Genomic DNA, 23,201 nt, shown 5'->3' with positions numbered 1-23,201 from the left:
CCAGCGCACCCGTCCTGAATACCCGGCGGGCAGACTGACGTCATGTTCTCGGTGCAGGAATGGCTGGCCCACGACCCTGACCCCGGTGCGGCGGCCGAACTCGCCGGCTGCAGCGAGACCGAACTGTCCGACCGGTTCGCCCGCACCCTGACATTCGGCACGGCCGGTTTGCGCGGACCGCTGCGCGCCGGACCCAACGGGATGAACCTCGCGGTGGTGCTGCGCGCGACCTGGGCGCTGGGTCGGGTCCTCGACCAGCGCGCCCTGGCGGGTGCGCCAGTGGTGGTCGGCTACGACGCCCGGCACCGGTCCACGGAGTTCGGCCGGGCCGCCGCCGAGGTACTCGCGGCGCAGGGATTCGCGATCACGCTGATGTTCGCGCCGGTGCCCACGCCGGCGGTGGCCTATGCGGTACGAGCCGCCGGTGCGGCCGCCGGCGTCCAGATCACCGCGTCGCACAACCCGGCCGGGGACAACGGCTACAAGGTCTACCTGTCCGGCGGGCTGCAGATCGTCTCACCGACCGACCGCGAAATCGAAAATGCCATCGCGACAGCACCATTCGCCGACGAGATCGCGCGCCTGCCGGTGACGGCATCGGGGGCCGGATTGGTGCGCGACTACCTCGAACGCGCCGCGTCGGTGCGGCGCAGCGCCGGTTCGCTGCGGGTCGCGCTGACCCCGTTGCACGGCGTCGGCGGCGAGTATGCCTGTGATGCATTGGCACTGGCCGGTTTCGACGACGTGCACGTCGTCGGCAGCCAGTTCCCGCCCGATCCGGACTTTCCGACCGTGACGTTCCCCAATCCGGAGGAACCCGGTGCCGTCGACGCGCTGCTGGCCCTGGCCGCCGACGTCGACGCCGACATCGCGGTCGCGCTGGATCCCGACGCCGACCGCTGCGCCGTCGCGATCCCGACGCCGGCCGGCTGGCGGCTGCTCACCGGCGACGAAACCGGTTGGCTACTAGGCGATTACCTCCTGTCCCACTGCGCAGTGGACAACCCGGTGGTGGCCAGTACCGTGGTGTCCTCGCGGATGCTGGCCGCCATCGCCGCGGCCCACGGCGCACGCCATGTCGAAACGTTGACCGGCTTCAAGTGGTTGGCCCGCGCCGACGACGACGTCGACGGGACGCTGGTGTACGCCTACGAGGAAGCCATCGGACACTGTGTGGATCCCGAAGCGGTGCGCGACAAGGACGGCATCAGCACCGCGGTGCTGGCCTGCGATCTGGTGGTGGCACTGCGCCGGAAAGGCCGCACCGTCCTCGACGCACTCGACGACCTGGCGCGCCGACACGGCGTGCACACCACGACCGCGGTCACCCACCGCGTGCAGGGCCCCGAGCAGGCCGCCGCGCTGATGCAACAGTTGCGGCACCGACCGCCCGGTGAGGTGGCCGGTGTCGCGGTGCGCGTCTCGGACCTGCTACCGGCCACCGATGCGCTGGTGTTCACCGGTGGCGACGACGCCGCGGCGGTACGGGTGGTGGTGCGACCGTCAGGTACCGAGCCGAAACTGAAGTGCTACATCGAGATTCGGTGCGCCGGGGAGCTCGCAGCAGCGCGCGCCCGAGCGGCTGCGCTGCAGTCCGACGTGGCCGCCGCGGTGCGCGGATGGGCTCAGCGGGGACCGAACTGACGGTCGCCGGCATCACCGAGACCGGGCACGATGTAGGCGTAGTCGTTGAGCCCCGAGTCGATGGCCGCGGTGTAGAGCCGCAGATCGGGCGCGATCTTGTCGATCGCGGCGAGCCCATCGGGTGCGACCACCACACAGATCGCGGTGACATCGATGGCGTCGCGGGCGTAGAGCAGCTCCAGGGTGTGGGCCATCGAACCCCCGGTGGCCAGCATCGGGTCCAGCACGATGACCGGTTGTCGGCTCAGGTCGTCGGGCAGCGACTCCAGATAGGGCGTCGGTTGGTGGGTTTCCTCGTTGCGGGCCACCCCGACAAAGCCGACCCGGGCTTCGGGGATCAGCGCATGGGCTTGGTCGACCATGCCCAGACCGGCGCGCAGCACCGGCACCAGCAGCGGCGGGTTGGCCAGCGTGGCTCCGGCGGTCTCGGCCAGCGGGGTGCGCACGGCGACGATCTCGACCGCCAGCCCCCGGGTGGCCTCGTAGACCAGCACCAGTGTGAGGTCGCGCAGCGCGGCACGGAAGGCCGCGTTGTCGGTGCGTTCGTCGCGCAGGGTGGTCAGCCGCGCCGCGGCCAGCGGGTGGTCGACAACGCGCACGTCCATGGCTGTCGACCTTAACGGGAACCGATCGCAGATTCCCCGCGTCCTAACCGTATGTTTGCGCGCTTGTCCGTCGACACCGATACCGTCCGCCGCTACGGCACCGCAGCCTCGAGCCAGGCAGCCGACCTACACGCCGTGGCGCAGCGGCTCGGCACTGTCGGCAGTGGTTCGGCGGCGGCCTTCGGCCCGGTCGGCGCCCGGTTCCTGGCAGCGTTGACCCGCGCCGCGGTCAGTGAGGCGCACGCGATCACCGCGCTGGGCGGCTCGCTGTCGGTCGCCTGCGACGCCGCGCACGCCACGGCGCGGGCTTACCAGAGCACCGATTTCGAGGCCGGCGTGCGGGTGGCGGGACTGCGGTAATGCCCAGCCCGCTGGTCACCGCCCTGGCCGCGCCGATCCGTCACGTGCAGTCGCTGGTCGGGCCCGGTTGGTCGGGCGACCCGACCGCCGACCCGGTCGTGGTGCTCGGAGGGGTGCGTGACCTGCTCGCCGACATCGCCGGCGACGCCGACCGGGCCTGGCGCGACGCCGACGCGGGTTGGGCCGGCGCGGGCGCGCAGGCCGCAGCACAATTCGCCGCGTCCACCGCGGCCGCCATCGACGGAGCGGCTGAGCGCGCCGGACGGTTGGGCGCCACCGTCGATCAAGCCGCCGCGGCCGTGAGCCGAGCGCATCGCCGGTTGCAGGACCTGCTCGACGAGTTCGAAGCCAAGGCCGCCGCGTTGGAGCCACAGCTGGAATCGCCGGGGATGGCCAAGCAACTGCTCACCGAGGCCCGCGACGCGCTGGCTCGGGCCATCGCGATCGTCGAGGAACTTCAGGCCGAGTTGGATGCGCACACGGCGGAGGTCGCCTCCGGCGATCCGGCGACGCCGCCCACCACACCGGCGGGATGGTCGGGCGGGTCGCCGACGGGATCCGGAGGTGGCGCTGGGCTGGCGGGTGCGCCGATGGGTGGCGCACCGCCCGGCTCGAGCGGGCTGGCCGACCTGGCCGGCTTCGCCCGCCCCGAGGGCCTCGATACCCCCGACACCGCGACGTTCGGCGAGGGGGTGGCGGTCCGGTTGCCCGACGGCACGGTGGTGATGGCCCCCAACCCGGTCGCGGCGTCGGCGGTCCGCCACGCACTGACCCAGCTCGGCGTGCCGTATCAGTGGGGCGGGACGACGCCGGGTGTCGGACTGGACTGCAGCGGCTTGACCCAGTGGGCGTACGGCCAAGCGGGACTGGATATTCCACGCCTGGCTCAAGAGCAGGACATCGGCGCCGCGATCACCGCCGCCGACCTGCGGCCCGGGGATCTCGCGGTGTGGGACGGCCACGTGGCGATGATCGTCGGCGACGGCACCATGATCGAGGCGGGCGACCCGGTGCAATTGTCGCCGGTTCGTACGACGAACCTGAATCAGGGATTCCAGGGATTCTGGCGCCCGACTGCCTAGCTTTCGGCGGCGACGACACCGTAGTATCCCAGCTGCAACAGCTCGGTGATCTCGCTGACCAGCGGCATGCGCGGGTTGGTCCGGTTACTCAGGTCCTCGAAGGCGGTCATCGCGAGTTCGGGCAGCGCCGCAACGAATTCGTCTTCGGGCACCCCGTACTCCCGGAGCGAACGTGGCATATCGAGCTGGTCCAACAACTGTTCGACCGCATGAAACAGCCGTTCACGGCTGTCCGCGGGCTCGTGGCCACCGAAGACCAATTGACCGATCTGGGCGTATTTCTCCGGAACCACATACGCCGAATAGCCAGGCGCGGGCATGAACTTGGTCGGCAAACTGGCGTTATAGCGCATCACATGCGGCAGGAAGATGCCGTTGGCGCGGCCATGCGCGATGCCGAACTTCGCCCCGGCCGCATGCGCCAGCGCATGGTTGGTGCCGACGAACGCATTCGAAAAAGCCAGCCCGGCAAGGGTTGCCGCATTGGACATGTCGGTGCGCGCGGCCAGGTCGTGCGGATTCTTGTAGGCCCGCGGCAATGCCGCGAAGATCAGCCGGACCGCCTGTGCACACAACGCATCGGTGTAGGACGACGCGAAGATCGAGATCACCGCTTCCAGTGCGTGGGTCAACGCGTCGATGCCGGTGTCGGCGGTCAACGTTACCGGCATCGACGCCGTCAGGCTCGGGTCGACGATCGCCAGGTCGGGCACCAGACTGTAGTCGACCAGCGTCTCCTTGCGCCCGTCCACGGTCAGCACCGCCGCCGGGGATACCTCCGATCCGGTGCCCGATGTCGTTGGAATGGCCACCAATTGGACCCGGTGATGGTCGCTCGGAAACTCGGCCACTCGCTTGCGGGGATCCAGGAACGGCATCGTCAGTTCCTCGAGGTTCATCTCGGGATGCTCGTAGAACAACCGCATCGCCTTGGCGGCGTCGAGCACCGAACCGCCGCCGACGGCGATCAGCACATCGGGCTCGGCGCGCTGCAGCACCGCGACTCCGCGCCGGATCAGCGCATCGTCGGGTTCCGGGGTGACCTCGCTGAACACCTGCACGTGCGGGGCCCGCAACTTGCTGCGGATCTGGTCGGCGACACCGCGTTCCTCGGTCAGCGCGTCGGTGACCACCACCACGGTCTCACAGTCGAGGTCGCGCAGATTGTCCAGCGCGCCCTCGTTGAAGTACGTGTTCGACGGCACTCGGAACCACTGCGGCGGGGTCCGGCGACGCGCCACAGTTTTGATGTTGAGTAGTTGGCGGTAGTTGACGTTCTCGGTGGTGCTCGACCCGCCCCAGGTACCGCAGCCCAGCGAGAACGTCGGCGTCAGGTTGTTGTAGATGCCGCCCAGCGCCCCGACCGCGGTCGGGGCGTTGACCAGGATGCGACCGGTCCGCACCGCCTGTGCGTACCGGTCGACGACGTCGTCGTCGCCGGCGTAGATTGCCGACGTATGGCCCAGCCCGCCGTGCTCGGTGACCAGCACCGCGGCATCGATTCCGTGCTGGACGTCGCGGGCCCGCACCACGCCGAGCACCGGCATCAACTTCTCGGCAACCAGCGGATGGGCGGCCAACTCGTCGAGGTCGGCGGGCAGCACAGCCAGCAGGATCTTCACCGTCGGCGACACCGTGAATCCGGCCCGGGCGGCCAACTCCGAGGCCTTCTGCCCCACCGCCTCCAGCGCGATCTTGTCGGCGCAGCCGAACGCGAACTCGGCCACCTTGGCGGCTTCGTCGTCGCTGAGTAGTTGGGCGCCCATCTGCTCGAACTCGGCGATCGTCGCGTCGTAGATCTCGTCGTCGATGATGCAGGTCTGCTCGGCCGGGCAGATCACCGACGAGTCAAAGGTTTTCGAGATCAGGATGTCGACGACCGCACCCTTGATGTCGGCGGTGCGGTGGATGTAGATCGGCGCGTTGCCGGGACCGACGCTGATCCCCGGCTTGCCCGACGCGTTGGCCAGCGCGACGATCTTGGGGCCGCCGGTGACCCAGACGAAGTCCACCTCGGGGTGTTCGAACAGGTGATGTGTCACCGCGTGCTCCGCGTCGGGGATGACCTGCAGTGCGCCGCGCGGCATCCCGGCGGCCTCGGCCGCCTCGCGCAGAACCTGCACGCTGCGCTCACAGCAACGCACCGCGTACGGCGACGGCCGGAACACGATCGCGTTGCGGGTCTTGGCTGCGACGATCGCTTTGAACAACACTGTCGACGTCGGGTTGGTCACCGGAGTGATGGCCAGCACCACGCCGATGGGTTCGGCGACGTAACAGATGTTGTTCTCGACGTCCTCGTCGATGACGCCCACGGACTTCTTGCCGCGCAGGTAGTCGTGCAGGAACTCGGTGGCCACGTAGTTCTTGACGACCTTGTCCTCGAACACCCCGAAACCGGTCTCCTGGATCGCCACGCCGGCCAACTCGGCGGCCGCCCGCAATCCGGCGCGCACCATCGCCTCGACGATGGCGTCGACCCGGTCCTGGTCGAGCGCCCGGAACTCCCGTGACGCCGCGGCCGCGGCGTCGATGACGGCATCGACATCGTCGGTCCACGGCGGGTCCGAAGCCAGCTCGGTTGTGCGAATAGAGGTCATGTGCGCGCCCTCGACGATTTTGGATCAACCTACGTCGACGGTTGCCGCAGTCCGAGGGGTTCTCCCACCATGATGACCGATGTCCTCCAACTGAGGACCTTGGTCACTCGGCGGGCCGGCCACCGTGGTCTGAGGACATGCCAGGCACCACACGCAGTGACAGTGCACCCAGAGCCAGGACCGACACCACAGGTGTCAGGAACAGCAGAATGGCCCAGGCCGTTCCCACCGCCGATCCGCTGAGCGCCCTGACCAGCGTGAAGACCGCTACTACCCAGCTCACCGCGGCGGCTGCCAGCGTGATCGCCACCGCTACGGCGACCGCCCGACCCAGGCCGTAATGCCGGAAACCTGTCGCGGTCAGCAGTGCCGCGGTGGGAACGACGAGGACGAGCACCCCCAACCACGGTTGCGACGCGCCGACGCGCAAACCGGGAACCAGAACCAGCGCCGCCACCACAGCCGCGCCCAGCACACCGGCGATCGCCACCCCGCGGCCGTTGTCCGATGACACGGACCGATTCTCCCGGATGCACGCGGGCGGCCGGGCGGTTTGGCCGAGATGCGTGTCGACCACCCCCCGCATCAGTCGTACAGAGCGGCCAGGGTGTCGGCGAAGTTCTTCAGGATGACGTTGCGCTTGGCCTTCAGGCTCGGCGTCAGATCGCCTGCGGCGATGGACAGTTCCCGGTCCAGGATGGCGAACCTCTTGATCTGCTCCCAGCGGTTGAGCTCGGCGTTGAGGGTGTCGACGTATCCGCCGATCAACGCGCGGGTCGCGTCGTGGCGCGCAATGTCGGCGAAGGGCAGTTCACCCAGCCCGTTGTCGGCGGCCCAGTCGGTGATCGCCTCGCTGTCCAGGCTCACCAGAGCCACACAGTAGGGCCGGCCCTCGCCGTAAACGATGATCTCGCTGATGTAGGGACAGACGGCCTTGAATGCCGCCGCGGCCGCCGATGGTGCGACGTACTTGCCCTGCGCGGTCTTGAAGAGGTCCTTCTTGCGGTCGGTGATGCGTAGGAATCCCTGCTCGTCGAGGGCACCGATGTCGCCGGTACGAAACCAGCCCTCTTGGTCGAAGGCCTCGGCGGTCGCCTCGGGCAGGTTGTGGTAGCCGGTCATCACGCCCGGACTGCGCAGCAGGATCTCACCGTCGCCGGCGATCTTGACCTCGGTGCCCGGAAACGGGATCCCGACGGTCCCGAAACGGTAAGCGTTGGGCCGGTTGATGAACGACGCCGCTGCGGTCTCGGTGAGTCCGTAGCCCTCCAGCACGAGAATGCCGACCGCATCGAACCACTGCGCGATGTCGTGGTTCAGCGGCGCGGCGGCAGAGACGAAGAACCGCAACCGACCGCCGAACCGTTGCCGGATCGCGGCGAACACCAACCGGTCGGCCAGCGCGTGCTGCACCGAAAGCAACCCGGAGAGTGTGCGCCCGGCCTCCCTGGCCTGCGAGGCGCGCAGGCCCACACCGATGGCCCAGTCGAAGATGCGCTTCTTGATCCCGCCCTCCGCGGCGATCGTGCCCTGGATCCGGGCGTGCGCCTTCTCGAAGATCCGGGGCGCGGCAGCCATGAAGGTCGGATGCACGACCGCGAGATTGTCGACGATCTTGTCGACTCGGCCGTCGATCGCGGTGGGAAAGCCGATCCTCAGCGGCAGCGCCAGCATCACCTTGCCGAACGCATGGGCCAGCGGCAGCCACAGGTAGTTCAGGTCGTCGGCACGCAGGATGCCCAGCGCGTCGATGGCCGCCGCGGTATAGGTCCACGCGCTGTGCGGCAGCCGCACCCCTTTGGGCCGCCCGGTGGTCCCGGAGGTGTAGATGATGCTGGCCAGCTGGTCGGTCCGGATTCCGTCGATACGCCCTTCGATCAGCTGCGGCGACTCGGCCAGCCGGCGCGCGCCGAGTTCTTCCAGGTCATCGAGGGTGATCACGAACTCTCCATCACCGGTCCCGTCGATGAGCACCACCTTCTCCACGTCCGGGAGCTCCGTCCGGTGTGCCAGCACCTTGGCGAGCTGATCCCCGTCCTCGGCGACCACGACGCGACTGCCGGAGTCGGCGACGATGAACGCGACATCGCGCGCGTTGGTGGTCGGATAGAGCGTGGTAGTGGCCGCGCCGGCGCACAGCACCGCGAAATCGACGAGCACCCACTCGTAGCGCGTCGAGGACGCCAGCGCGACGCGATCCTCGCCGGCGATGCCCAACTCGATCAGGCCGGCGGCGATTCGGTACACCCGCCGGCCGACCTCGTGCCAGGTCAGGCCGGCCCACCGGCCGTCTTCGGGAAACCGGAACGCCTCGGCCTGAGGCGAGGCGGCGATGCGCTCGACGAACAGGTGGGCGACCGAAGGAGCCCGGATGTCGAGGGGGCCGACATCCGCCGCGCTCAGCGGTGCCACCTGTCAAGGGTAGATACCGAGGCGGTCCGATTCGGGCGGAATCACCGAGTTTCCCCGGTCACCCGGGCAGTCGGCGGTTGATCAGGATTCCGGCCAGCATCGCCGACGCCAGCGTCACCGCGCCGAGCCTCAGCCAGCCGGCGCTGGCATCCCCAGGGATGGTCTCGTAGCCGATCTGCTGCTGAAGAGTCGAGAACACCTGGCGCAGTTCGGTCAGGCTGAAGGCGTCATAGGCTTGGCCGCCGGTCAACTCGGCGACGACCTGCATGGTCTCGTTGTCCACCGGCACCGGTTGACGCATGCCATAGATCTCGACATAGCCGTAGGTCGTGCCGAAACTGATCGTCGAAATCGGTACGCCCTGCTCGTTGGCGCTGCGGGCCGCGGTGTAGGCACCCCGCGGGCTGTCCGGGTTGGACGGCACGGTTTCCTTACCGTCGGAGAACAGCACCATGTGCGCAGCCGGGCCTTCTTCGCCGGCGCCGACCACCTCGCTGACGGTGGCGATGGCCTGCAGCCCGGTCAGGATTCCCTCCCCGGTGGCGGTCCGGTCGGCGAAGTCGAGTCGGCCGATGGCGTCCTTGACCGTGTTCCGGTCGGTGGTAGGCGCGACCTGCACGGTGGCCGTGCCCGCGTAAGAGACCAGGCCCAAGTTGATGCCGGGCGTGAGCTCATCGGCGAACTGTTTGGCGGCCTCCTGAGCGGCCACCATCCGGTTGGGGGCGATGTCGGTGGCGCGCATCGACTGCGAGACGTCGAAGACCAGCATCACCACCGCGCGATCACGAGGAATGCGCACCTCGTCGGTCGGCCCGGCCATTGCCACCGTCAACAGTGCCATCGACGTGGCCAGCAGTATCGCCGGCAGATGCCGGAAACGATTCGGACGCTGGTGCGCAACGTTTTCCAGCAGTTCCATGTTGGCGAACCGCATCACCTGGCGTCGCCGGGCAAACTGCACGACGGCGTAGCACCCGATGACCGCGAGGACGACGAGAGCGAACAGGAAGAACCACGCGTGTTGGAAACCCGACAACGTAGTCGGGCCCAAGAGCGGCAAATTCATATCAAAATCATTCTGATGCTTGAGTTTTCAGCGGATCACCGCTGACGGACGGGCTGGCCGGCCGAATCAGGCGCGCCGGGCCCGCTTCCGGGCCGGAGCCTGCTGCAGCGCCGGCTCGACAGCGGCGCGGATGATCTGCAAGACATGGGGATCCGACGCGACGTACACCTGCCTCTTACCGTGGCGCCGAGACTCGACCAGTCCGGCCAGCTTGAGCTTGCCGAGGTGGTGACTGACCGTTGCCACAGTCTGGCCGGTGCCGTCGGCAAGAGTGCCCACGTCACGCTCTCCGCTGGCCAACAGCCAGAGCAGGTGCAGCCGCACCGTGGCCGACAAGAGCGCGAACAGCGCGGCAGTGTCCTGCAGCAGCCGGGGCGGAAGGGGGTCGTCCAGCGCTGCGGGGTCGTCAGGCACTGCGTCTCCTCTCGACGATACCTGCCAGGCTGACAAATTTAAGATAGTTGTGCAAGCGTTTGACTGTCCAGGGCGGCCGGAGCGCCACCGGCTACCATCGGTCGCACGCCGACAAGGACCCAGACATGACTGCCAACGCGACCCCAGAACGATTGCGCGAGTTGGCCGACGCCTCGGTGTTCACGCTGTACCAGCAACTGGGCTCCTCACCTCGGGGTCTGACCGAGTCCGAAGCGGCGGATCGGCTGGTCGGTTTCGGTGCGAACGAGTCGGCCGAAGCCGCCGCCCCCGGCATGACCGCACAGCTGCTGGTGGCGCTGCGCAGCCCGTTCGTCGCCCTGCTCGCGGGATTGGGTGCGGTGTTCGTCGCGGTCGGCGACGCCCGTGGATCCACCACGGTCGCGGTCATGGTGACGCTGGCCGTGGTGCTGCGGTTCTGGCAGCAGACCCGCACCACGCGCGCCACCCAGGCACTGCAGCGATTGGTCACCGCCACGGTGACGGTGCGCCGCCGCGCCGATGCCGAATCCGACCCGATGGACCGCGAGATCCCGGCGCCGGATCTGGTTCCCGGTGACATGGTGGTGCTGCAGGCCGGTGATGTGGTGGCCGCCGACCTTCGCGTGCTCACCTCCAGCGCGCTGACCGTCGATCAGTCGGCGCTCAGTGGTGAAGCACTTCCGGTTGCCAAACACACCCCGGGATCCGACGCGGCCACACCCGAGCGCGCCGCCGCCACGGTGATGGACAACCCCGGATTGTGTCTGTCGGGCACCGCTGTGGTGACCGGCCGGGCCACCGGCGTGGTCATCGCCACCGGCGACCACACCTACCGCGGCTCGCTGGCCCGATCGGCGGCCGCACCACGACCGGAGTCCAGTTTCGACCGCGGCGTGCGCAGCGTGGGATGGACGCTGATCCGTTTCATGCTGGTGATGGCACCGATCGTGTTCATCGTCAACGGATTGGTCAGCGGAGTGTGGGCGCAGGCGGCGATGTTCGCCCTTGCCGTCGCGGTCGGCCTGACACCGGAGATGTTGCCGGTCATCGTCACCACCAATCTCGCCCGCGGCGCGGCACGGCTGGCCGCCCAACGAGTGCTGGTGCGACGCCTCAACGCCATCCAGGATCTGGGCGCCATGGAGGTGCTCTGTGTCGATAAGACGGGCACCCTGACCGAGGACCGCATCGCCTACGCGCACAGCATCGACGTCACCGGGCGATTCGACGAGGCGGTCACCGACTTCGCGTTCATCGCGGCACATTTCCAGGACGGGCCGGCAAACCAGCTTGACGACGCCATCGTCGACCAACTCGCCGCCGGCGACGCCGCCGTGATCACCGAAGCGACCTGCGAGAAGGTCGACGAGATCGCGTTCGACCACCGACGGCGGCGCAGCACGGTGGTGGTGTCCCGGCAACCCGGTGAACACCTGCTGATCTGCAAAGGCGACCCCGACGAAGTCCTACCACTGTGCACTGAAGCGCGGCTGGGCGAGCAGGTCGCATGGTTCGGCCACGAGTTGCGCACCGAGGCCGAGGAATTGCTGGAAGCCTATCGGCGCCGTGGCATGCGGGTGCTGGCGATCGCGGCGAAAACCGGGCCGGCCCGCTGGGAGCGCTATGACGAATCCGACGAAAGATCATTGGTGCTGGTCGGATTCGTCGGGTTCGTCGATCCGACCCGGGACAGTGCCGAGCGCGCCGTGGCCCGGCTGACCGAACACGGTGTTGCCGTCAAGATCCTCAGCGGTGACAACCGCATCGTGGCCCAACAGGTGGCCGCTCAGGTCGGCGTCGACAGCGACCCGCTGATCCTGGGCCGTCACCTCGAAGGGCTCAGCGACGCCCAGATCCGCGCGGTGGTCAATGAGGCGAACGTCTTCGCCGAGCTGGCACCCGATCACAAGACCCGGATCGTGGCCGCACTGCGCGACAACGGACACGCCGTCGGGTTTCTCGGCGACGGCGTCAACGACGTTGCCGCGCTGCGGGTCGCCGACGTGGGCGTCGCCGCAGACAACGCCGCTCAGGCCGCCAAACAAGCCGCCGACCTGATTCTGCTGGACAAGGATCTCGCGGTGGTGGCGGCCGGCGTGGTCGAGGGGCGCCGCACCTTGGCCAACACGATGAAGTACGTCAAGATCACCGCGAGCTCCAACTTCGGCAACGTGTTGTCGGTGTTGGCGGCCAGCGTGTTCCTGCCGTTCCTGCCGATACTGCCCATCCAGTTGATGGTGCAGAACCTGCTCTACGACCTGGCCCAGTTGTCGGTGCCGTGGGACCGGGTGGACCGCGACTACCTGCGCAAGCCGCGCCGGTGGCATTCTGCGGGTCTGATCAGGTTCATGATCACCTTCGGCACCCTGAGCACGGTGTTCGACCTGGCCACCTTCGCGGCGCTGTGGTGGGTGTTCCAAGCCGCCGACTCGCCGGCGGTGTTCCAGACCGGGTGGTTCATGGCGGGCCTGCTGACCCAGTTGTTGGTGGTGCTCGTGTTGCGCACCCGCGCCGTGCCGTGGCGCGGCCAACGACCGGCGCGCGTGGTGGTGACCGCGGCGGTGGTGGTGGCCGCGCTCGGGATGCTGCTGCCGGTCAGCCCGCTGGCCGGGCCACTGCAGATGAGCGCACCACCGCCGGCCTATCTACTGTGGTTGCTGCTGGTCGCACTCACCTACGGCGGCGCCGCCCAGTGGCTCAAGCAGCGCTACCTGCGGCATCACCCCGCCTGGCTCTAGCCCCGCTCAGATGCCCAGTACGGCGCGGGCGATCATGAAGTAGATCAACAATCCGGTCGCGTCGACGAAGGTGGAGATGAAGGGATTGGAGAACACTGCAGGATCGACGCGCAGCGCACGAGCCAGCAACGGCATCGCGCCACCGACCGTCGCGGCCATGGTGCACAGGCTGATGAACGTCAGACCGATCACGATCCCGATCGAGGTCTCATAGACCAGGCTGGTCACCAGGAACGCCAGAGCGCCCAGCAGCAGCCCCAGCGACAGACCCACCCGGAATTCCCGGAACAACACCTTCGACAGGTCGCGCGGACCGATATCGCCCAGTGCCAGCGCGCGAATCACGGTGGTAGCAGCCTGATTCCCGGTGTTGCCGCCGGTGCCGATCAGCAAGGGCACGAACAGGGCCAACGTCACCACCTGGGTCAGCGTCTCCTCGAAGACTGCCAGCACCTGGACGGTCAACGTCGCGCCGATGGCCAGCACCAACAGCCAGACCACCCGGGAGCGGACCAGGCTGGCCACCGGAGCGGTCAGATACGGCCGGCGCAGCGGTTCGGCACCGCTGAGGCGGGCCTGGTCCTCGGAATCGGCATGCTCCAAGATCGCCAGCGCGTCGTCGACGGTGAGAATGCCCACCAGGCGGTTCTCATTATCGACCACCGGCAGTGCCAGCATCTTGAGGTCTGCGCAGCGGCGGGCCGCCTCTTCCTCATCGTCGGTGGCCCGCACGCTGTAGGGGTGCTGCATCAGCTCGCCCACGACGATTCCTGAGGGCCCCTTCATCAGGTCGCGCAGGCTGACGATGCCGACCAGGGTGCGGTGGCGGTCGGTCACCGGCAGCGTATACACGGTCTCGGCGTCGTCGAGATGGGCCGCGACCCGGCTCAGGGCTTCGGCGTTGGTCATCTCGGGGCGCACCGCGACGAACTCCGGGCTCATCTGCCGCCCGATCGAGCCCTGCGGATATCCGAGGATCCCGGCGGTGAGCTCGCGTTCGGCTACGGGCAGCCCCTGCATGAGTCGGCGGGCCACCTTTGCCGGCAACTCGTCGAGCAGCTCCACCCGGTCGTCAGGGTCCAGATCGGCGAACAGCGTCGCCACATCGTCGTCCTTGAGGGCACCGACCAGATCACCCTGCAGCGCCGGGTCAAGGTTTTCGAACACCTCCAGCGCCTGATCCTTGCCGAGCACCCGGTACAGCACGGCGCGTTGCTTGGTATCCAACCGCTCCAAGACGTCGACGACGTGCGCTGCGGTCAACGGCCGCACCGCCGCGGTCAGCGCCGACAGATTCAGATCGTCGTCCATCATCCGTTCGATGGCCCTGATCACTTCTTCGCGGTCGACATCCTCGGTCTGGCTCATTGGCACCTCAGACATGGCAACTCAACCAATCTCTCGAAGTACTCGGAATTCGGCACTGCGGTGCCGCGCGTAGACACACCGATGCGCCGTTGCACGTGTGGTTTTGCGGCCGCACCGCCCTCACAGAGGGCATGCGGGTACGTAAGGGAAATCCTGACAGCCCACCGACTCACCCGTCGGTCGAAGGCGTAGACAACGATCAGCGCAAGCCGGAGCGATTCACATCCGCGAGGGCTATTCGGCCATGCGCGCCGATACTGTCGCCTGGCATATGCCGCTCACCTCGCTTTCGGTATTCCGCCGGCTGCCTTCGGCAGCACCGCAGATGTCCTGCAGCCTCGATCATTAGACCCGAGACGGATTGAACAGTCAAACACTTGCACGACTGACAATAGACGCCGCGCACCGGTCCCGGGGACTCGGTCCTGCCGGTATCGCACCCCATTAGGCTGTGCGCCATGGCTGACATCGTGCCCATCGGGCTGAGGCTGACCAAAGGCGACGTGTACACGTTGTGGGCGCCGCGGTGGCGCGCCGAGGGCGACGAGTGGGAGGCGTTCCTCGGCAAGGACGAGGACCTCTATGTGTTCAACTCGGTTGCCGACCTGGTGGCGTTCGTCCGCACCAACGCCGACAACGACCTCGTCGATCATCCGGCCTGGGAGAAACTGACCGCGCAGAACGCGCACCGGCTGGCGCCGACCGAGGAGCACACCCACGACCTGGCCGCCTTCGAGGAGATCCTGTCGGCCAAACCGACCGAGGACAGCGTGCGCACGCTGCACGGCTCGCTGGCCGTGTTGTCGTCCATCGGTTCAGTGTGTGAGCTGCCCGGAGTCACCAAGTTCTTCAACGGCAACCCGGTGCTGGGCACCGTCGGCGGCGGAGTCGAAGCGTTCGCCGGACGCGCCGGACGCAAGCGCTGGGCCGAGATCGAGAAGATCATCGCCCGCGGCTGGGACGGCGTGATCGCGGCGATCGACGAGATCATCACCACCCCCGACGTCGACGCCGCGGCCGCCCAGAAAGCCCAGGACGAGCTCGACGGCCCCGCTCCCGAGATCGAGGACGACATCGTGATCGACGACATCGTCGACACCGACGAGGAGTCCGCCGAACTGGCCGCGGCCGCCGAGCACCGGGTGCTGGGCGGAGACGAGGACTTCTGGGCACGTGTCGGAATCGACCCGGTGCGTCTGATGACTCGCGGCGGATCGTTCTTCACGCTGCGCTGCTACCTCGACGACCAGCCCATCTTCCTCGGCCGCAATGGGCGCATCAGCGTGTTCGGCTCCGAGCGGGCGCTGGCGCGCTACCTGGCCGACGAGCACGACCACGACCTGTCGGACCTGGCGACCTACGACGACATCCGCACCGCCGCCACCGACGGCTCGCTGCGCGTCGAGGTCACCGAAGACAACGTCTATGTGCTCACCGACATCGTCGACGACCTCGCCGACGGGCCGGACACGCTCGACCGTGACCAGCTCGAACTGGCCGTGGAGCTGTTGCGCGACATCGGTGACTACGCCGAGGATCCCAGCGTGGCCGCCAAGCTGTCCGCCGACGCCCCGCTGGGCCGGGTGATCGCCTACGCGCTGAACCCGTCGTCGGCGCGGCGGCCCAACCCGCCCTACGCCGAGGCCGTGTCGCAGTGGGAGTCGCTGGAGAGCTTCGTCGAGTCCCGGCTGCGCGAGGAGTAGTCAGCCCACCAGCACGGCGTAACGCGGCTTGATCACCTCGTCGATGATCGCCAGCCGTTCGGGAAAGCTGATGAACGCCGATTTCATCGCGTTGATCGTGAACCTCTCCAGATCGCTCCACCCGTAGCCGAACGCCTCGACCAGCCGCAGCATCTCCTGGCTCATCGACGTGTCGCTCATCAGCCGGTTGTCTGTGTTGACGGTGACCCGAAACCGTAACCGGGCCAGCAGGTCGAACGGATGCTCGGCGATACTGGGCACCGCGCCGGTCTGCACATTCGAGCTCGGGCACATCTCGAACGGAATCCGCTTGTCCCGCAACAGCGCTGCCAGCCGCCCCAGCCGAGGGTCACCGTCCTCGCCCAGGGTGATGTCGTCGACGATGCGCACGCCGTGCCCGAGCCGGTCGGCACCGCAGAACGCGATGGCCTCGTGGATGGAGGGCAACCCGAACGCCTCGCCGGCGTGGATGGTGAAGCGGGCGTTGTTGCTGCGCATGAACTCGAAGGCATCCAGATGGCGGGTGGGCGGGTAGCCGGCCTCCGCACCGGCGATGTCGAAGCCCACCACGCCCCGGTCACGGAACCGCACGGCCAGCGCGGCGATCTCGCGGGACCGCGCGGCGTGGCGCATCGCGGTGACCAGGCAGCGCACCGTGATGGTGCGCCCGTCGGCCGCGGCGGACTTCTCCCCGGCCGCGAAGCCGGCCAGCACCGCGTCGACGACGGCGTCCAGCGACAGTCCCCCGTCGATGTGCAACTCGGGGGCGAACCGCACCTCGGCGTAGACGACGTTGTCTCGGGCGAGGTCCTCGACACATTCCTGCGCGACCCGGTGCAGTGCGTCGGCGGTCTGCATCACCCCGACGGTGTGGGCGAAAGGTTCCAGATAGCGCTCCAGCGACCCGCTGTGCGCCGCGGTGCGGAAGAACGTCGCCAACGCCTCGGCGTTGGTGGCCGGCAGCGCGTCATAGCCGTTCTCGGCGGCCAGCTCGAGCACCGTGGCGGGCCGCAGCCCACCGTCGAGGTGGTCGTGCAGCAGAGCCTTGGGGGCCTTCTGGATGGTGTCGAGCGTCAATGGTGTCGTCACCGGGAGAACCTCCTCACTGGCTGATGCGGTCGATGATGAGCGGCCGGGCCGGCGGGGGGTGCTCGCCGACGGTCCAGGCGCCGTCGAGCTCGGCGCGCGCCGCCGCGAAGCGCTGCGGGGTGTCGGTGTAGAGGGTGAACAGCGGCTCACCGGCAACCACGGGCTCACCCGGACGACGGTGGATGCGCAGCCCGGCGCCGAATTGCACACGCTGGCCCGGCTCGGAACGGCCCGCTCCGAGCCGCCACACCGCCAGCCCCACCGCCATCGCATCGATGTCTCCCATGGTGCCATTGCGCGGTGCATTGACGGTCTCGTTGTGCGTGCCGACGGGCAGCGGTGCGCTCAGGTCGCCGCCCTGGGCGGCGACCAGTCTGCGGAACTGGTCCATCGCGGTCCCGTCGCGCAGGGTCTGGGCGGGGTCGACGGCGTCGAGGCCGGCGATGTCGAGCATCTCGCGGGCCAGGGTCAGCGTCAGCTCCACCACATCGGCCGGGCCGCCGCCCTCGAGCACCTCCAGCGATTCGGCGACCTCGACCGCGTTACCCACCGTCCGGCCCAGCGGGATGTTCATGTCGGTCAGCACCGCCCGGGTCGCCACACCGTGGGTGGCGCCGAGCTCGACCATGGTGCGGGCCAGCTCTCGGGATTGCGTCTCGGACTTCAGGAACGCTCCGGCGCCGACCTTGGTGTCGAGCACCAGCGCGCGGGTGCCTTCGGCGATCTTCTTGCTCATCACCGAGCTCGCGATCAGCGGCAGCGATTCGGTGGTGGCGGTGACATCGCGCAGCGCATAGATCTTGCGGTCGGCGGGGGCGAGTTCACCCGCGGCGAAGATGGCTGCTCCGATGTCGCTGAGCTGTTGGCGTATCTGCGATTTGGGCAGTTCGGCGGTGAAGCCGGGGATGGATTCCAGCTTGTCGAGGGTGCCGCCGGTATGGCCGAGTCCGCGTCCGGCCGCCTGCGGCACCGATCCGCCGCAGGCCATCACCACAGGCACCAACGGGATGGTGATCTTGTCGCCGACCCCGCCGGTGGAGTGCTTGTCCACCAAGGCCAACGGCTTGCCTGCGCGGCGCAGGTCGGTGAAGTCGAACCGCTGCCCTGAGCCGATCATCGCCGCGGTCCAGCGCGCGATCTCCGCACCGGTCATCCCGCGCAGGAAGATCGCCATCAACAGCGCCGACATCTGCGCCTCGGCGATGCGGTCGTGGGTGTAGGCGTCGATCACCCAGTCGATGGCCTCGTCGGACAGGGCGCCGCCGTCGCGCTTGGTCCGGATGACCGTCGGAGCGTCGAACGTCACGACTGCTCCCCGCGGTGCCGGCGGTCGAGGTCCGCGGGCCCGAACGCGTCGGGCAGCAGCGCACTCAGCGGTCGCGGGCCGGCGGGGTGGTCGATCAACAGGTCGGGTCCGCCGTGTTCGTAGAGCACCTGGCGGCAGCGGCCGCACGGCATCAGCACCTCGCCGTCGGGGCCCACGCAAGCCAGAGCGACCAGCCGGCCACCCCCGGTGGAGAACAGGGCGCAGACCACTGCGCACTCGGCACAGAGACCTAGGCCATATGAGACATTCTCCACATTGCATCCGGTAAGGATTCGGTCATCAGCGGTCAATCCGGCCGCGCCCACCCGGAACCCCGAATACGGTGCGTATGCGTGTCCCGACACCGCAATTGCTTTATTGCGCAACAGTTTCCAGTCGATTCCCAGCGACATCTCAGGCCCTCCGAACCGAATCTGAATCCATTCCGAACACCTCGTCGGGTGGCCCCGAAACTGGATAGGGCACCCTAACTTCGCCGCGCTGAACGGGGCATTCCGTCCCACGCTAGTTCGTTCGGCAGTACAAAGGGGATTAGAGTCGCCCCGAGGTTTTGGGGCCCGGGTCAGCAACCGTGCCCCACGCGTCCACCGATGGCGTTGGAGGTCACGTGAGTACAGCGACATCACCTGATGCCGACATACCGGCACCGCGATCCACGCCGCGCCGCCGCACCCTCTATCGCGGCGACCCCGCGATGTGGTCCTGGCTGCTGCACCGCATCTCCGGCGCGACGATCTTCTTCTTCCTGTTCGTCCACGTCCTCGACACCGCGCTGGTGCGGGTCAGCCCGCAGGCCTACAACGAGATCATCGCGACCTACCAGACACCGATCGTCGGCCTGATGGAGGTCGGCCTCGTCGGCGCAGTGCTCTACCACGCACTCAACGGCATCCGCGTGATCCTGATCGATTTCTGGTCCGAGGGCCCGCGCTACCAGCGCCAGATGCTCTGGGTGGTGGCCGGGGTCTTCATCGCCGTGATGATCGCCTCCGTCGGCGTCATCGGCATGCACATGTGGGAGCGCTTCCTATGACCACACCGTCAGCCGACAACCCCCACAGCCGGCTTGCCCCGGTTCTGCAACGCAGCCACGACCGCCCGCCCGGCCTGGACAACCCCCGTTCGCCGCGTCGTCGCGGCGGGATGCCCAATTTCGAGAAGTACGCGTGGCTGTTCATGCGGTTCTCCGGCGTCGTGCTGGTCTTCCTCGCCCTCGGGCACCTGTTCATCATGCTGATGTGGGAGAACGGTGTGTACCGCATCGACTTCAACTACGTCGCCGAACGCTGGTCGTCGCCGTTTTGGCAGATCTGGGACCTGTTGCTGCTGTGGCTGGCTCAATTGCACGGCGGCAACGGGATGCGCACCATCATCGCCGACTACTCGCGCAAGGACTCCACCAAGTTCTGGCTCAACCTCCTGCTGGCGCTGTCGATGATCTTCACGCTGGTGCTGGGCACCTACGTGCTGCTGACCTTCGACGCCACCATCACCTGACCTTCCGTAGGGAGCACAGATGATCCAAGAACATCGCTACGACGTCGTCATCGTCGGCGCCGGCGGAGCCGGGATGCGTGCCGCGGTCGAGGCCGGACCGCGGGTCCGCACCGCGGTGCTGACCAAGCTCTACCCCACCCGTTCGCACACCGGCGCGGCCCAGGGCGGCATGTGCGCCGCGCTGGCAAACGTCGAAGAGGACAACTGGGAGTGGCACACCTTCGACACCGTCAAGGGCGGTGACTACCTGGCCGACCAGGACGCCGTGGAGATCATGGCCAAAGAGGCCATCGACGCGGTGCTCGACCTGGAGAAGATGGGGATGCCGTTCAACCGCACCCCCGAGGGCCGCATCGACCAGCGCCGGTTCGGCGGACACACCCGCGACCACGGCAAGGCCCCGGTGCGCCGCGCATGTTATGCCGCCGACCGCACCGGGCACATGATCCTGCAGACGCTCTACCAGAACTGCGTCAAGCACGACGTCGAGTTCTTCAACGAGTTCTACGCCCTCGACATCACGATGACCGAGACCGCAGGGGGCCCGGTGGCCACCGGTGTCGTCGCCTACGAACTGGCCACCGGCGACATCCACGTCTTCCACGCCAAGGCGATCGTCTTCGCCACCGGCGGTTCGGGCCGGATGTACAAAACCACCTCCAATGCCCACACCCTGACCGGCGACGGACTGGGCATCATCTTCCGCAAGGGACTTCCCTTGGAGGACATGGAGTTTCACCAGTTCCACCCGACGGGTTTGGCCGGGCTCGGGATTCTGATCTCCGAGGCGGTGCGCGGCGAGGGCGGCCGGTTGCTCAATGGCGAGGGCGAGCGCTTCATGGAGCGCTACGCGCCGACGATCGTCGATCTCGCACCCCGCGACATCGTCGCCCGATCGATGGTGCTCGAAGTCCTCGAAGGCCGCGGCGCCGGACCCAACAAGGACTACGTCTATATCGACGTGCGCCACCTCGGTGAGGACGTGCTTGAGGCCAAGCTGCCCGACATCACCGAGTTCGCCCGCACCTACCTCGGTGTGGACCCGGTCAAGGAACTCGTGCCGGTCTATCCGACGTGCCACTACGTCATGGGCGGCATCCCGACCACCGTCAACGGCCAGGTGCTCTCCGACAACACCACCGTGGTGCCGGGCCTGTACGCCGCCGGGGAGTGCGCCTGTGTGTCGGTGCACGGCGCCAACCGGCTGGGCACCAACTCGCTGCTCGACATCAACGTCTTCGGCCGCCGCGCCGGCATCGCCGCCGCCAACTACGCACTGGGACGTGACTTCGTCGACCTGCCGGCCGAGCCCGCGTCGATGGTGGTGGGCTGGGTGGCCGACATACTCTCCGAGCACGGCAACGAGCGTGTCGCTGACATCCGCGGGGCCCTGCAGCAGTCGATGGACAACAATGCCGCGGTGTTCCGGACCGAGGAAACCCTCAAGCAGGCGCTGACCGACATTCATGCGTTGAAAGAGCGCTACTCGCGGATCACCGTGCACGACAAGGGCAAGCGCTACAACAGCGACCTGCTGGAGGCCATCGAGCTGGGCTTCTTGCTGGAGCTTGCCGAAGTCACCGTCGTAGGTGCGTTGAACCGCAAGGAGTCTCGCGGTGGCCACGCCCGCGAGGACTACCCCAACCGCGACGACACCAACTACATGCGTCACACCATGGCCTACAAAGAGGGCACCGATCTTCTGAGTGACATCCGCCTGGACTACAAGCCGGTGGTTCAGACGCGTTACGAGCCGATGGAACGGAAGTACTAGCGATGACGGCTGACGAGCGCTTGCGCGAGGAACCGAACAGCACTGACGAGCGCTTGCGCGAGGAACCGAACAGCACTGACGAGCGCTTGCGCGAGGAATCATGACTGGAGTTCTGGAGAAGCCCGACACCGGCGATTCCGAGCTGCCACCCGTGCCCGATGGCGCGGTGATGGTGACGCTGAAGATCGCCCGGTTCAACCCCGAGTCGCCCGACGACGCCGGTTGGCAGAGTTTCCGGGTGCCGTGCCTGCCCTCGGATCGGCTGCTGAACCTGCTGCACTACGTGAAGTGGTACCTCGACGGCACGCTGACGTTCCGCCGCTCGTGCGCACACGGGGTGTGCGGGTCGGATGCGATGCGGATCAACGGCGTCAACCGGTTGGCCTGCAAGGTGCTGATGCGCGACATGCTGCCCAAGAACCCGGACAAAGCACTGACCATCACGATCGAGCCGATCCGCGGGTTGCCCGTGGAAAAGGATCTCATCGTCGACATGGAGCCGTTCTTCGACGCGTACAGGGCCATCAAGCCCTATCTGATCACCTCGGGTAATGAGCCGTCGCGGGAACGGATTCAGAGCCAGACCGACCGCGCCCGCTACGACGACACCACCAAATGCATCCTGTGTGCGTGCTGCACCACCAGCTGCCCGGTGTACTGGAACGAAGGCTCCTACTTCGGGCCGGCAGCGATCGTCAACGCCCACCGGTTCATCTTCGACTCCCGCGACGAGGGTGCCGCCGAGCGCCTCGACATCCTCAACGATGTCGACGGGGTGTGGCGCTGCCGCACCACGTTCAACTGCACCGAGGCCTGTCCGCGTGGCATCGAGGTGACCAAGGCGATCCAGGAAGTCAAGCGCGCCCTGATGTTCGCCCGCTGATTTCCCCGCGATTTCGGCGCGCTTTCAACCCCTGAGCGTCACTTAGCGCGCCGAAATCGCCATCCGCGGCGGCGTCGGCGACGAATGACTGGCATGCCGTCCGCAGAAGCCCCCGAGCTGGTGATCCTCGTCGACGAGGAAGGCCGCAGCATCGGCTCGGCGCCCAAGTCCGAGGTCCACCACACCGAAACGCCGCTGCACCTGGCGTTCTCCTGCTACTTGTTCGACGACGCGGGGCGGGTACTGCTGACCCGGCGGGCGCTGCACAAGCGGACTTTCGCCGGCATCTGGACCAACTCGTGCTGCGGGCATCCCGCGCCCACGGAGTCCACCGAGGACGCCGTCACCCGCCGTGTGCGTCAGGAGTTGGGCCTGGGCGTGGCCGCACTGCGCTGCGTGCTGCCCGACTTCCGCTACTACGCGGTAGCCGCCGACGGCGTGGTGGAAAACGAGCTGTGTCCGGTGTTCTGCGGACAGGCGGTCGGGCCGGTGCGGGTCGATCCTGACGAGGTCATGGACTTCGCCTGGGTGCCGTGGGAGCAGCTGCGCGCTGCTGCCTCCTTCGGTTGGCCGATCAGTCCGTGGGCCGCCGAGCAGGTTCCGCTGCTCGACGCCGCGATTTCGGCGCGGTAAAGCCCC

At 67.7% G+C, this 23,201-nt stretch carries 20 protein-coding genes; 10 read left to right on the top strand and 10 right to left on the bottom strand.

Annotated features, from left to right (window positions below; genetic code table 11):
• Window positions 1–42 precede the first annotated feature (42 nt).
• Window positions 43–1,644, top strand: coding sequence for a phospho-sugar mutase (locus KXD98_RS06030; RefSeq protein WP_260762416.1), 1,602 nt, complete (start codon window positions 43–45; stop codon window positions 1,642–1,644).
• Here the strand turns inward: KXD98_RS06030 and upp are convergent.
• Complete coding sequence (gene upp, locus KXD98_RS06025; RefSeq protein WP_260762413.1) at window positions 1,626–2,249, bottom strand: uracil phosphoribosyltransferase; 624 nt, start codon at window positions 2,247–2,249, stop codon at window positions 1,626–1,628. The two genes, KXD98_RS06030 and upp, sit on opposite strands and share 19 nt — an antisense overlap.
• A gap of 63 nt (window positions 2,250–2,312) precedes the next feature.
• Between upp and KXD98_RS06020 the strand changes: the two genes are divergently transcribed.
• Both KXD98_RS06020 and KXD98_RS06015 read left to right on the top strand, forming a co-directional pair.
• A complete protein-coding gene (locus KXD98_RS06020) occupies window positions 2,313–2,609 on the top strand; it encodes a type VII secretion target (protein WP_260762405.1) in 297 nt (98 codons plus the stop codon).
• On the top strand, window positions 2,609–3,691 hold the full coding sequence (locus KXD98_RS06015) for a C40 family peptidase (protein ID WP_260762403.1): 1,083 nt from the start codon (window positions 2,609–2,611) through the stop codon (window positions 3,689–3,691). Before KXD98_RS06020 ends, KXD98_RS06015 begins: the two co-directional genes overlap by 1 nt.
• Here the strand turns inward: KXD98_RS06015 and adhE are convergent.
• The 5 genes from adhE to KXD98_RS05990 all read right to left on the bottom strand — a co-directional run bounded on the left by adhE (window position 3,688) and on the right by KXD98_RS05990 (window position 10,183).
• Window positions 3,688–6,291, bottom strand: coding sequence for a bifunctional acetaldehyde-CoA/alcohol dehydrogenase (adhE, locus tag KXD98_RS06010; protein ID WP_260762401.1), 2,604 nt, complete (start codon window positions 6,289–6,291; stop codon window positions 3,688–3,690). The two genes, KXD98_RS06015 and adhE, sit on opposite strands and share 4 nt — an antisense overlap.
• Window positions 6,292–6,394: 103 nt before the next feature.
• On the bottom strand, window positions 6,395–6,805 hold the full coding sequence (locus KXD98_RS06005; protein ID WP_260762400.1) for a hypothetical protein: 411 nt from the start codon (window positions 6,803–6,805) through the stop codon (window positions 6,395–6,397).
• 71 nt (window positions 6,806–6,876) lie between these two features.
• Window positions 6,877–8,703 carry a long-chain fatty acid--CoA ligase gene (locus KXD98_RS06000; RefSeq protein ID WP_260762397.1) on the bottom strand — a complete coding sequence of 609 codons (1,827 nt, stop codon included), beginning with the start codon at window positions 8,701–8,703 and terminating at the stop codon, window positions 6,877–6,879.
• Window positions 8,704–8,761: 58 nt separating this feature from the next.
• On the bottom strand, window positions 8,762–9,769 hold the full coding sequence (locus KXD98_RS05995; protein WP_260762396.1) for a VWA domain-containing protein: 1,008 nt from the start codon (window positions 9,767–9,769) through the stop codon (window positions 8,762–8,764).
• A gap of 66 nt (window positions 9,770–9,835) precedes the next feature.
• Window positions 9,836–10,183: a helix-turn-helix transcriptional regulator gene (locus KXD98_RS05990; protein WP_260762393.1), complete on the bottom strand. Its 348-nt coding sequence runs from the start codon at window positions 10,181–10,183 to the stop codon at window positions 9,836–9,838.
• Window positions 10,184–10,308: 125 nt separating this feature from the next.
• Here KXD98_RS05990 and mgtA point away from each other — a divergent pair, with 125 nt between their 5' ends.
• A complete protein-coding gene (gene mgtA / locus KXD98_RS05985; protein WP_260762391.1) occupies window positions 10,309–12,921 on the top strand; it encodes a magnesium-translocating P-type ATPase in 2,613 nt (870 codons plus the stop codon).
• Between the two features lie 6 nt (window positions 12,922–12,927).
• On the opposite strand, the gene mgtE is transcribed toward mgtA, so the two are convergent.
• Entirely contained in the window at window positions 12,928–14,304 is a 1,377-nt protein-coding gene (mgtE, locus tag KXD98_RS05980; protein WP_260762388.1) for a magnesium transporter, read from the bottom strand.
• A 443-nt stretch (window positions 14,305–14,747) separates the two neighbouring features.
• Here mgtE and KXD98_RS05975 point away from each other — a divergent pair, with 443 nt between their 5' ends.
• A complete protein-coding gene (locus tag KXD98_RS05975) occupies window positions 14,748–15,992 on the top strand; it encodes a primosomal protein (protein WP_260762386.1) in 1,245 nt (414 codons plus the stop codon).
• Here KXD98_RS05975 and KXD98_RS05970 read toward each other — a convergent pair whose 3' ends face one another.
• From KXD98_RS05970 to KXD98_RS05960, 3 genes are read right to left on the bottom strand one after another with little or no spacing between them, the layout of a single operon-like run.
• A complete protein-coding gene (locus KXD98_RS05970) occupies window positions 15,993–17,081 on the bottom strand; it encodes an adenosine deaminase (protein ID WP_260762385.1) in 1,089 nt (362 codons plus the stop codon).
• Window positions 17,082–17,094: 13 nt separating this feature from the next.
• On the bottom strand, window positions 17,095–18,387 hold the full coding sequence (locus KXD98_RS05965) for a thymidine phosphorylase (RefSeq protein WP_260762383.1): 1,293 nt from the start codon (window positions 18,385–18,387) through the stop codon (window positions 17,095–17,097).
• The gene (locus tag KXD98_RS05960) at window positions 18,384–18,800 is read right to left on the bottom strand and encodes a cytidine deaminase (protein WP_260762381.1); all 417 of its coding nucleotides are present in this window, start codon (window positions 18,798–18,800) and stop codon (window positions 18,384–18,386) included. Before KXD98_RS05960 ends, KXD98_RS05965 begins: the two co-directional genes overlap by 4 nt.
• A gap of 215 nt (window positions 18,801–19,015) precedes the next feature.
• Between KXD98_RS05960 and sdhC the strand changes: the two genes are divergently transcribed.
• The 5 genes from sdhC (at window position 19,016) to idi (ending at window position 23,195) form a co-directional block, all read left to right on the top strand.
• On the top strand, window positions 19,016–19,441 hold the full coding sequence (gene sdhC, locus KXD98_RS05955; protein WP_260762379.1) for a succinate dehydrogenase, cytochrome b556 subunit: 426 nt from the start codon (window positions 19,016–19,018) through the stop codon (window positions 19,439–19,441).
• A complete protein-coding gene (locus tag KXD98_RS05950; protein WP_260762377.1) occupies window positions 19,438–19,905 on the top strand; it encodes a succinate dehydrogenase hydrophobic membrane anchor subunit in 468 nt (155 codons plus the stop codon). Before sdhC ends, KXD98_RS05950 begins: the two co-directional genes overlap by 4 nt.
• Before the next feature lie 19 nt (window positions 19,906–19,924).
• Entirely contained in the window at window positions 19,925–21,679 is a 1,755-nt protein-coding gene (gene sdhA, locus KXD98_RS05945; protein ID WP_260762375.1) for a succinate dehydrogenase flavoprotein subunit, read from the top strand.
• Between the two features lie 100 nt (window positions 21,680–21,779).
• The gene (locus tag KXD98_RS05940) at window positions 21,780–22,562 is read left to right on the top strand and encodes a succinate dehydrogenase iron-sulfur subunit (RefSeq protein ID WP_260762373.1); all 783 of its coding nucleotides are present in this window, start codon (window positions 21,780–21,782) and stop codon (window positions 22,560–22,562) included.
• A gap of 93 nt (window positions 22,563–22,655) precedes the next feature.
• Window positions 22,656–23,195, top strand: a complete 540-nt coding sequence (gene idi, locus KXD98_RS05935) for an isopentenyl-diphosphate Delta-isomerase (protein ID WP_260762370.1) — start codon at window positions 22,656–22,658, stop codon at window positions 23,193–23,195.
• Window positions 23,196–23,201 lie beyond the last annotated feature (6 nt).

The organism is Mycobacterium sp. SMC-4 (assembly GCF_025263265.1).
GTDB lineage: Bacteria > Actinomycetota > Actinomycetes > Mycobacteriales > Mycobacteriaceae > Mycobacterium.
Note: the sequence above shows the minus strand (reverse complement) of the source record. Positions and strands in the feature narration are given on the sequence as shown.

Bases quoted from the DNA above. Each gene is read 5' to 3' on its own strand.
- KXD98_RS06015 (WP_260762403.1), top strand. From the start codon at position 2,609: ATGCCCAGCCCGCTGGTCACCGCCCTGGCCGCGCCGATCCGTCACGTG.
- mgtE (WP_260762388.1), bottom strand. From the start codon at position 14,304: ATGTCTGAGGTGCCAATGAGCCAGACCGAGGATGTCGACCGCGAAGAA.
- mgtA (WP_260762391.1), top strand. From the start codon at position 10,309: ATGACTGCCAACGCGACCCCAGAACGATTGCGCGAGTTGGCCGACGCC.
- KXD98_RS05950 (WP_260762377.1), top strand. From the start codon at position 19,438: ATGACCACACCGTCAGCCGACAACCCCCACAGCCGGCTTGCCCCGGTT.
- KXD98_RS05940 (WP_260762373.1), top strand. From the start codon at position 21,780: ATGACTGGAGTTCTGGAGAAGCCCGACACCGGCGATTCCGAGCTGCCA.
- KXD98_RS05975 (WP_260762386.1), top strand. From the start codon at position 14,748: ATGGCTGACATCGTGCCCATCGGGCTGAGGCTGACCAAAGGCGACGTG.
- KXD98_RS05960 (WP_260762381.1), bottom strand. From the start codon at position 18,800: ATGTCGCTGGGAATCGACTGGAAACTGTTGCGCAATAAAGCAATTGCG.
- upp (WP_260762413.1), bottom strand. From the start codon at position 2,249: ATGGACGTGCGCGTTGTCGACCACCCGCTGGCCGCGGCGCGGCTGACC.
- idi (WP_260762370.1), top strand. From the start codon at position 22,656: ATGCCGTCCGCAGAAGCCCCCGAGCTGGTGATCCTCGTCGACGAGGAA.
- sdhA (WP_260762375.1), top strand. From the start codon at position 19,925: ATGATCCAAGAACATCGCTACGACGTCGTCATCGTCGGCGCCGGCGGA.
- adhE (WP_260762401.1), bottom strand. From the start codon at position 6,291: ATGACCTCTATTCGCACAACCGAGCTGGCTTCGGACCCGCCGTGGACC.
- KXD98_RS06030 (WP_260762416.1), top strand. From the start codon at position 43: ATGTTCTCGGTGCAGGAATGGCTGGCCCACGACCCTGACCCCGGTGCG.
- KXD98_RS05995 (WP_260762396.1), bottom strand. From the start codon at position 9,769: ATGAATTTGCCGCTCTTGGGCCCGACTACGTTGTCGGGTTTCCAACAC.